Source organism: Nostoc sp. UHCC 0251, assembly GCF_034932245.1.
GTDB lineage: Bacteria > Cyanobacteriota > Cyanobacteriia > Cyanobacteriales > Nostocaceae > Nostoc.
This window is the reverse complement of record NZ_JAYGHD010000417.1, coordinates 1-10,033: the sequence shown is the minus strand read 5'-3', so window position 1 is coordinate 10,033 and position 10,033 is coordinate 1. Positions and strand designations below refer to the sequence as shown.

The following is a 10,033-nucleotide window of genomic DNA, read 5'->3' as shown; positions in this document are numbered from 1 at the left end:
GCAAGATGCCCACCCCACAATCAATAATTGAATATTTTTTTATTTGGAAGTCCCTAATATTCTGGAACTGAAGGATCGATTTCTCGACTCCAAGCGGTAATTCCGCCTTTGACATTCGTCCCCACAATCCCGGCTTCCTTGAGGATGCCAAGAGCTTTTGCCGATCGCCCGCCCATCTTACAATGAGCAATTAAACGATGACCGTTCAATATTTCCTTTACCTTCGCAACGCCATTTCCATTTTCAATGTCTGGTAAAGGCACCAACACTGAACCAGGAATTTTGGCAATGTCGTACTCATTGGGGTTGCGAACATCTAGCAGTACAAAATCTTTCGCACCACTATCTAGCAACTCCTTCAAATCCTTAACGGTCATTTCTTGCATTTCCATCTGCTGTTTAGCCTCCTCTGCCTTAGCTTGGGGAATTCCGCAGAATTGTTCGTAGTCTATCAGCTTTTCAATCACTGGGCGAATCGGGTTAGGACGCAGCTTCAACTCCCGAAATTTCATATCTAAGGCGTTGTATAGCAGCAATCGTCCACTCAAGGTTTTACCTTGCCCCAGAATGATTTTGACAGTTTCGGTTGCCTGGATTAAACCAATAATTCCTGGCAAAATTCCTAACACCCCACCTTCTGCACAAGAGGGAACCATTCCTGGTGGTGGTGGTTCTGGGAAAAGGTCACGATAATTCGGGCCACCTTCGTAGTTAAATACAGTAGCTTGCCCTTCAAAGCGTAAAATTGAACCGTAGACGTTGGGCTTATTCAGCAATACGCAGGCGTCGTTAACTAGATATCTGGTGGGGAAGTTATCAGTACCATCCACCACGATATCGTAAGGTTGGAGGATTTCCAGGGCGTTTTCGGAAGTTAGGCGGGTTTCGTATAAATCAACCTGGCAATAGGGGTTAATTTCGTGAATACGGTTTTTTGCCGATTCAATCTTGGGTTTATTTACCCAGGATGTACCGTGGATTACTTGGCGTTGCAGATTGGAAGTATCGACAATATCGAAATCGACAATCCCGATGCGCCCAATACCCGCCGCCGCTAGATATAAAAGTAGTGGTGAACCTAGTCCACCTGTACCGATACACAGTACACTGGCAGCTTTTAAGCGCTTCTGTCCTTCTAGTCCTACTTCCGGCAAAATCAGGTGTCGGGAGTAGCGTTCGTAATCGTCTTTGGTTAACTGGATTTCATCCAGATTGGGATTGAGCGACATACCATGTACCAATAGTTTTAAGGTTTAATCTAGTAATTCTAGTATTAAAATAGTAATTTAGTGTCTAGAAGTAAGTTTAGGTACTTCTATTAGCTGTTTTTTACTAGTAATAGTCTAGTTTACCACTAGGCTTGTGTACTGTATGCCCCTTTGATGGCGAAAGAATTAAAGAACGTAAAATCAATACTTTCAGCATATAAATTCTAAAAAATACTCATTTAATGTTCAAATATTGTATTTTAAGTAATAAATTAGTAATAATGTGTATAAATTAATGTTAAGTATTAATGCTCAATATATACTCATACATTTATCATGTTGTTTCTACTCCAAGTATTCTGAACATATTAATAAAAAGAAGACCTCCCATGAGGTCTTTTGCTATTAGCTTGAAATTCTTAACCTATCTACTCACCAAGTAAATACATAACCTCCTCTAATTTCTGTTTAGCTTTGTAGAGGTTGATTAGTGTTTGCTGTTCCCATGACTGAGGAGCGTGTAGCCTCCTCTCTTCCATCGTCAGCTTGATAAGTGCTGCCTGTTCATCGGTTGGATCATTCATTTGATCCAATGCAGCACCAATATTTTGAAAAGCCTCAAAGCTCAACTTTTTTATTCCTCTTCCTTCCTTCATCTGATTGAGTGCGATCGCAGGGAAAGCTATAAGTGAAGTAACATAGCTAGTTTTATAACCAGCGTTCCCAGTTGGTTTTAACCCATATCTTCTGCATAAATCTCGTAGCTCTTGGATAGTTTTGCTTTCGAGTTCCGAACGTGTAAACATAGAGTAACCATTTTCTAAAAGTGGTATCGGTAGGTAACAACTTTCCACGGTGAATTACCTACCGAGTTAAAACTTTATTTCGATGCTTGCGCCGAAACAAGCTATATTTACATCTCTCAACAATGCCTAATCGTAAGGGTAATCCTCAAAACTTTGACAATCCACCGAGTAAAGAATTAACTGAAAATGTTACTTTTAGAGCTACTAAGGAAATGAAGGAAGAAATACAGAAACAGGATAATCCAGCGCAGTTTTGTAGAGATGCCGTTCAAAAAGCACTGGATGAAAAGAAAGGAAGACAACAGTAAATAGTATAGGACTGCGATTTGATTTCTAAAAACATACTGACTGGAAAGCAACTTTTATCAGATACTCGACAGAAATTAATTAATCGGTTGATGGAGAATAGGTAGATATATATCGGTAATTCTGAAAATCTCAGAGCAATACTTGGATAAAATAAAAACCTCTAGGAATAAGCCTTCTAGAGGTTTTTTTGTGTATGCCACCTACACTAAATAGCTGATCAACAACTAAAATCATACTCACCCTTGAGAGTCTTTTTTCTGAAAGGTATGTGTAGCAAGCATTCTAGACACTGCAAAACTGTAATTTTATTTTTGGTGGCAGTAACGATGTAGTAGACATACTTTCACACTCATCAGCGAATAAGTTCCTATTTTGTAGCGCTTTGTAAAAAGGTAGGTTAAGTAGGAAAAGTAGGTAATTTGGTATAAACTCTTGATTTTCCTGTACCGTATTGGTACATTAACTATGCAGTTAATAGATGACTAAAAACTACACGAGTGACTTATGACTAATAAAATCTTTGCTTTAACAGCCAAAAATGAAGAAAACCTGCAAGCTCTAGTTTTCGAGGAACTTGTAGTTTTCGAGGAATTTGATGACTCCGCGGCATCAGCAGTTACGGGCGGTGGCGCGGCATCAGGTAATCTGAATGTGGCAAGTCCTAACAACCCCTTATTCGCCCGTATTTTTGGGCAGGGGGCGTCTCTATCATTTGGAGTACATTAATACCTTACACCCGCATATCAAACCTACAACTTCGATTTGCAATTTCTCTAGTATTCCTTGAAGAACTCTAAACAATAAAGAGTTACACCGCGAATAATTCAAATGTAATTATTAATATAAAACCCCGCCTAAAGCTACAAGGTTGGGTTATTATTTAGTATTGATATATGTCTATACCTCTAAATTTACTTGAAGTATTACTTGGAGAAACACAGGTAATAAAAGCCTAAATGTCTGTTAATTCTCTTTGTTTATCTGGTTGCAAATAGTGTTTCATTATCTTATCTACGCTCGTTCCACAAACATCAGCTATTAAAGCTAAATCTGTACCATTATTAGCCTGAATGCTAATGAAAGTGTGACGTGTTGAATAAGGTTTTAGATAGCTTATTTTTCCCTCTTCTGCTAATGCGGTAACAATTCCATTGTAAATCTTTCCCTCACTGTACTTTTTATCCCAAACTCCCGCTAATGCATCCAAAGAAATACGCTTACCGTTCATTTTAGTAAACACTAAATCTTCAGAGATAAATTCTTTATTTTTTGCTTTTATTCTTTCAAGTAATAATGCTAGTCGAGACATTTTTTTCAATTTAAAAATGCGAACGATGTTAGTTTTAGTATTTTTAATTTCTTTGCTAACAGAACTGTAAGCGTCCTCAAAACGTATCCATCCTTTGTCTAATTCAATATGTTTCCACTTCAAAGCAAAAGCTTCACCCGGTCTACAACCAGTGAGAAACAAGAACTCGATTAATTCTGCCATTTGTCTAAATGATTTTTTTTTGGATGAATAGAATGAATTAATTATTAAATCTCTTTCTTCAATTGTGTACGCTCTATTGTCCTCCTCTTCCTGCAATTGTTTTGATTTTGTGGGTGGCTTATAAAATTTCTTAATTTCTGAAAAATAATCTTTTTTTATTGAGCCATCGTTTATACCTCTTTGTGACATAGAACTTAAAGCACTGAATAGCTTGCCAATAGAATCAGAATTGGTACGCCTAGCACACAAGTCATCTATTATTGTTTGTGCTAACTCTGCGGTTAGTGGTTTATCAAAATAACTAGCTAATAAATAACCAAAATTTTGTTTATATCTTCCTAATAATGTAGCGGTTGATATTTGCTTTGTATTTACTTTCCAATCTACATATTCTTCCCAAAGTTCCCTAAGCGTGGGGAGTATCAAGCTACCTGGAAGTTCTATAATATTGCTTTTGAGTTCAAGGTATTTATTAAGGCTAGGGTCAAAGTTGGTACCATTTTGATAATCAATGTCCTCTTGTATCCGTCTAATAATCCCGTTCGCCCATTTCCTGTTTTCGTCTGAATCGTGTCTACCTAAGCCTATATATTTTTGTTTCTTTCCGTAAAACTGTTGGGAAACACGGCTACTGAATTGCAATCTCAAGGAACCTTTATCGGTTCCCAGTCTTATATCCGCTTGTTTGCTAGATTCTTGCTTGCTATACACAATAGTAATTTTCTAGTAATTTGCTATGGCAAGCATTATAATCCATAACTCTGTACTGCTTAAAGATGTTTATGCAAAATCCCAATCTGGGATTTTGCATAGCAGTTATGATCTGGGAGGGAATATTAATCCTATCGAAAAAAGATATACGTCTTTAAACTAAGCCGTTAAATTATATTTTCAATTGCCTCTGCTTGGAAATGATGAGTATCATCAAGGCTCCAGCTTTGGAGTTCTCCAGCTTTACCGTTTTGGACGGAAACTATTATATACGAGTATCCTTGCCAAGCGTATAGGCGATCGCATTCTGAAGGGATAGCAGGATGATCTGGATGGGAGTGAAAAATGCCGATAATGTTCAATGAGCGATCGCGTGCTTCCCTTTGTGTTTTTAGCATAATTTCGGGTGCGATCGCATATTGCCTTCTTTTACTTTCTGCTGTGTGTTCCCCTGAAAACTCAGCCGCCGCTTCTGTATTCCAGGCATTTTCTGTTGGTATGATTTCTACCACCATTTTGGCATCACTAGCCAAATAGCCCAAAATTATACCGCAGCACTCGTCTGGATAGCTGCTTTGGGCATGAGTGCAAATAGTTTGCAAGTGTTCTTGGTGAAGCCGGATCATCTATGCGTTTATAATTTTGTTAACCTCTAGCGATTGTTGCACAGATATAAGATATTGCCAGGCGTGGGCTAGCAACAACCGCAGGCAAGCCTTTTTATTGGGTGAATCTTCAAGAAATATTACTTGTTCCTCAAGGGTGGCGTCTAAAGTATGCCGAAAATGTAAGATTTCAAATTTAGGAGAATTTTTGTACCCAAAAACAGCACTAAACTCAAGGTTGAGAAGCAAAGTTACTAAAAAAATCGATTTAGGTAAGTAAAAATTATGGCAGATATTATTGGAACCAACGGTAACGATACCCTAGTAGCCAGCATCGACGCAAGCATAATTAACGGTAAAGCAGGCAACGATACAATAATCACAGATAGCTATAGCAAGTACACCCTGACTGGTGGCTCTGGTAACGATCAATTTGTTTACAACAACTTTAACTCAGGATCTAGGACTGATAACTACGGATTTAGCGCTGATATCATCACTGATTTCGGTGGTGTGGGTAAAGGCACAAATCCAACAGCAGCAATTATTGCCGAAGTAGACACAATCAAATTCCTTAGTCCTGGCTTAACTGCCCGAAATCTGTTGCTCACGCAAAATGGCAGCAATCTAGAAATCACCTTTCAAGGTATAGTTCCAAATGCCAAAGTCATTTTGCAAAACTTTGCCCAGGAAAACCTGGATAACCTGAGTAAATCTACTGGAGCCACTGTAAACTTAGGCAATATCCAGTTTTATGGGCAAACCAGCATCAGTGATAGCTTTGATGTCGTCAATGCCAACTCTACCCAAAACAACCTGTTCCGCAAGAACACAGTTACCTTTTTTAACGACTTGAATAACTATGTCAAAGGCTTTGACAACTCAGATGATGTCATCAATGGTCAGGGCGGGGATGACAAAATCGATGGCTTAAGTGGCAATGACCTGCTACGTGGTGGCGCGGGGAATAATACTCTCATTGGTGGCGATGGCAATGATTATCTCAAAAACTATTCTGATAAGTATGAGCCGCGGTCTTCCCAAACCGCTACGAATTCACTTCAGGCAATAATACCCTCAACGGTGGCGCTGGTGATGATAATTTAGATGTTAAATTTTCAACAGGCAATTATCTGCTCTCTGGGGGCGATGGCAACGATACGATATATATGAGTCCTACTGGCAATGATACGATCGATGGGGGTACAGGTGACGATTTATTGTCTTATAACTCCTTTTTTACCAACTTAGGATTTACCGAAGGAATCACTTCGACATTCAATGCCACCACTAACATTGGCTCAATTACGGCGGGCGAAAATCGGGCTAGCTACAAGAATATTGAACGATTAAATATCACAGGTACAGATTACGATGACTTAATTGTGGGGAGCAATGGCAACGATACACTCTCTGGGGGCAATAGTGGCAATGATAGCCTCTATGGAGGAGCTGGTACTGATACCTTTGATTTCTTTAGTTTCAATGAAGGCATTGATAGACTGTATGACTTCAACGCGACTAATGAATTGATTCAGATTTCCCCTAGTTTTAGTGGCGGGTTATCAATAGGTTCACTTAAGACAAGTCAGTTTAGGATTGGAGCATCTGCAACCACTAGCGAAGAACGATTTATCTACAACGGTATTACAGGTGCATTGTACTTTGACCAAGATGGCAGTGCGTCTAGGTTTACTCAGGTACAATTTGCACAACTATCTGCTGGATTATCACTTACCGAAAACAATTTTGTGGTTGGTTACTCGTGATTAGCGCTCTATTACTAAGCGAGAAAGCGTAAGTTTTCTTAGCTAAGTCACATCATGTCCAGATTTTTACATTCTGGCAACCTGAGGTAATTATTACTTAGATACAGTAAATTGCTAGACACTTGCTTTATCTTGCTACTGTGTATACGTAACAAGATAAAGCGATCGCCGCGATTAATTCTCTGTTTTTTTGATTATTTTTTCAAGCATCTAATAAGTCTTCTATCTTGGAAGCGGCGGCTCAAACAACTCTTTGTCTGCTGCTTTCTGCAAATAAACTCTTGACTATAAAATATTAAGTATACACAAAAACCAGTACTTATACATACGTTCATATAAATTAAGTAAGTCGGCGTTAAAAAATGAAGCTATGTAATGAAATGTAAAATCAGCGAATAGCCTATAAATTCGTGATTCCACAGTTTTTACAAAACTAAATATATATAAGTTTTACTGTACCGACGTATTTAATATGAAGAATGTGCAAAGATGTGTTCTTAAGTATGGACATCTCGGTAAATATTCATATATGGTTATTACGATGTTATTTAGATGTTTGCTATTTTTAACCTAAACACTTACGGGCAATAGCCCACAACGAGGGCATGAAAACCCCTTTCCCTATCAAAAGTAAACTGTTCCCTAATTTTAAAGACAGCAGTACTTACGTATTGGAAAATTAAAGTATGGAATGTGAGTTTCAGGCACTTTAAGTTTTATTTGGCGACATTTTTTCAGTGATTGCTATTCAATCAAGAATGGTTATAGAACAGTCTGGAACAAGCTATTTCAGTTCATCCACATGGTGAAAAATTTGTACATTACGTGAGACTTTATTACTTAGATAGGTGCTACTTGCAAGCTGGTTCACAGCATAAATTTTTGATCAAAATTACTGTTCCTCAAGAGTGACATCAAAAAACTTGCCGAAAGTGTCAACTCTCGGTGAGTTCTTTGTGCGCTCAAACAGCACTAACTCAGGGTTTAGAACTAAAGTTACTCCGATAATCGGTAAAAGGTAAAAATTATGACAAATATCATTGGAACCAACGGTAATAATACCCTACTGGGCAGTAAAGGTACCGACACGATTAATGGTAAAGCAGGTAATGATACTATTACAGCTCTGAAAGGTAATGACATCTTGACCGGCGGCGGTGGCAAAGATAAATTTATTTACAACTTGGGCGACGGCACTGATACCATCACTGATTTCGGTGGCGTAGGTAAAGGCACAAACCCGACAGCAGCAGTGATTGCCGAAGTGGATACCATCAAATTCCAAGGTGCTGGCTTGACTGCTAGAAATCTGCTACTGTCTCAGAATGGCAAGAATCTGGAAATCACATTTGAAGGGGTGACTGGCACAAAATTCATCCTCAAAAACTTCAACTTAGAGAACTTGGATAACCTGAAAGCTTCTGGAACAAGACCAGCTATTGGTAATATCCTGTTTAATGGGCAAACTAGCATCACCAGCAGCTTTAATGTTTTAGATGCCAACTCTACTCAAACGAGCTTAGGTATCAAGAACACCGTAACCTTTCTCAATGACCTCAACAACAACATTACAGGTTTAAATAATTCAGATGATGTCGTTAACGGCCAGGGCGGTAATGACAAAATCAACGGCTTAAGTGGCAATGATTTGCTGCGCGGTGGTACGGGCAATGATACTCTCATTGGTGGTGCGGGGAATAATACCCTTGTTGGCGGTACTGGCGGCGATTACTTAGATGTTAACTATTCAACAGGCAATAACCTATTGGATGGTGGCGATGGCAATGATACTCTCATGGCCTTAGGTGACTACGATATCGTGTCTGGTAATAACACCCTGAATGGTGGCGCTGGTAAAGATACCTTGATTGCTGAGAATTCAGCAGGCGATAACCTACTGGATGGTGGTAATAATAATGATTATCTCTCCGTCTCTGGTAGCTACTATGACCCTGAGGTGTCTGGAAATAACACCCTGAAAGGTGGTATTGGTAACGATACCTTGAGTGCTTTCTATTCAACAGGCGATAACTTTTTGGATGGAGGCGATGATAATGATTCTCTCACGGTCAATCTTGCCAATGGTGATAACACTCTCAACGGTGGTGCTGGTGACGATACCTTGAGTGCTAACATTTCAAGAGGCAATAACCTACTGGATGGAGGCGATGGCAATGATTCTCTTAGTGCCTCTGACTTCGAGGGCTACAGGTTTGATAACACCTCTGGCAATGACACCCTCAACGGTGGCGCTGGTGACGATACCTTAAATGTTAACTATTCACGAGGCGCTAATCTGCTCAATGGAGGCGATGGCAACGATTATCTCTCTGCCTCTAGCTACGGCTACGGCTACGGAGGAAGGTTTTATAACACCACTGGCAATAACACCCTTAACGGTGGTGCTGGTGGCGATAAATTGAATGTTGACTACTCATCAGGTCCTAATCTGCTTAATGGAGGCGATGGCAACGATACTCTCTCCGCCTCTGGCTACGAGTACGACAAAGAAGGTGAGTCCGGCGAAGGAGTCTATCGCAGGGCATCAGGAAATAACACCCTCAACGGTGGCGCTGGTGCCGATAACTTGATTGTTGATTATTCAACAGGCGATAACTTCCTGGATGGAGGCGATGGCAACGATAATCTCTCCGCTGATAGCGCCTTAGGTAATAATACCCTTGATGGTGGTTTTGGTAATGATATCATCACAGGTGGTCTTGGTAATGACAGCCTTTATGGAAATAATGGTACTGATACCTTTGCTTTCAATAGTTTCAATGAAGGTACTGATAGAATTTATGACTTCAATGCCACTAACGAATTAATTCAGGTATCGGCTGCTGGTTTTGCTGGCGGGTTATCAATCGGTTCACTTCAGACAAGTCAGTTTACCCTCGGAACATCTGCAACCACTATTGCTCAACGATTTATCTATGACAATATTACAGGTGGGCTGTTCTTTGACCAAGATGGCAGTGCGGCTGGGTTTACTCAGGTAAAATTTGCACAATTATCTGCTGGTGTGACATTAACCAACAACAATTTTGTAGTTGTCTAATTGTAATTAGCTTTTCATTAGACATCTGGTGAAAATGAATTGTTTTGACGTTGCAATGCAACGTCTCTACAA

General features: G+C 39.5%; 8 protein-coding genes and 1 pseudogene. 5 read left to right on the top strand and 4 right to left on the bottom strand.

Translation table 11 applies throughout. The features are described from left to right. Positions 1-53 precede the first annotated feature (53 nt). Together moeB and VB740_RS33965 are read right to left on the bottom strand one after the other, a co-directional pair. Positions 54-1,229 (bottom strand): molybdopterin-synthase adenylyltransferase MoeB, encoded by a 1,176-nt coding sequence (moeB, locus tag VB740_RS33970; RefSeq protein ID WP_323204219.1) that lies wholly within the window; start codon positions 1,227-1,229, stop codon positions 54-56. 407 nt (positions 1,230-1,636) lie between these two features. Then, positions 1,637-2,062, bottom strand: a complete 426-nt coding sequence (locus VB740_RS33965) for a hypothetical protein (RefSeq protein ID WP_323204218.1) — start codon at positions 2,060-2,062, stop codon at positions 1,637-1,639. Between the two features lie 74 nt (positions 2,063-2,136). Between VB740_RS33965 and VB740_RS33960 the strand changes: the two genes are divergently transcribed. Together VB740_RS33960 and VB740_RS33955 are read left to right on the top strand one after the other, a co-directional pair. Then, positions 2,137-2,322: a hypothetical protein gene (locus tag VB740_RS33960; RefSeq protein ID WP_292775647.1), complete on the top strand. Its 186-nt coding sequence runs from the start codon at positions 2,137-2,139 to the stop codon at positions 2,320-2,322. Positions 2,323-2,827: 505 nt separating this feature from the next. Then, positions 2,828-3,049, top strand: coding sequence for a hypothetical protein (locus VB740_RS33955; protein ID WP_323204217.1), 222 nt, complete (start codon positions 2,828-2,830; stop codon positions 3,047-3,049). Positions 3,050-3,275: 226 nt separating this feature from the next. Here VB740_RS33955 and VB740_RS33950 read toward each other — a convergent pair whose 3' ends face one another. After that, a complete protein-coding gene (locus VB740_RS33950) occupies positions 3,276-4,526 on the bottom strand; it encodes a site-specific integrase (protein WP_323204216.1) in 1,251 nt (416 codons plus the stop codon). 167 nt (positions 4,527-4,693) lie between these two features. Continuing rightward, a complete protein-coding gene (locus VB740_RS33945) occupies positions 4,694-5,152 on the bottom strand; it encodes a M67 family metallopeptidase (RefSeq protein ID WP_323204215.1) in 459 nt (152 codons plus the stop codon). Positions 5,153-5,416: 264 nt separating this feature from the next. Between VB740_RS33945 and VB740_RS33940 the strand changes: the two genes are divergently transcribed. The 3 genes and pseudogenes from VB740_RS33940 to VB740_RS33930 form a co-directional block, all read left to right on the top strand. Continuing rightward, positions 5,417-6,238, top strand: coding sequence for a hypothetical protein (locus VB740_RS33940; protein ID WP_323204214.1), 822 nt, complete (start codon positions 5,417-5,419; stop codon positions 6,236-6,238). A 62-nt stretch (positions 6,239-6,300) separates the two neighbouring features. Continuing rightward, entirely contained in the window at positions 6,301-6,900 is a 600-nt protein-coding gene (locus VB740_RS33935) for a hypothetical protein (RefSeq protein WP_323204213.1), read from the top strand. Positions 6,901-7,927: 1,027 nt separating this feature from the next. Beyond that, positions 7,928-9,961: pseudogene (locus VB740_RS33930) on the top strand (beta strand repeat-containing protein); the annotation flags it as partial. Positions 9,962-10,033: the final 72 nt, after the last annotated feature.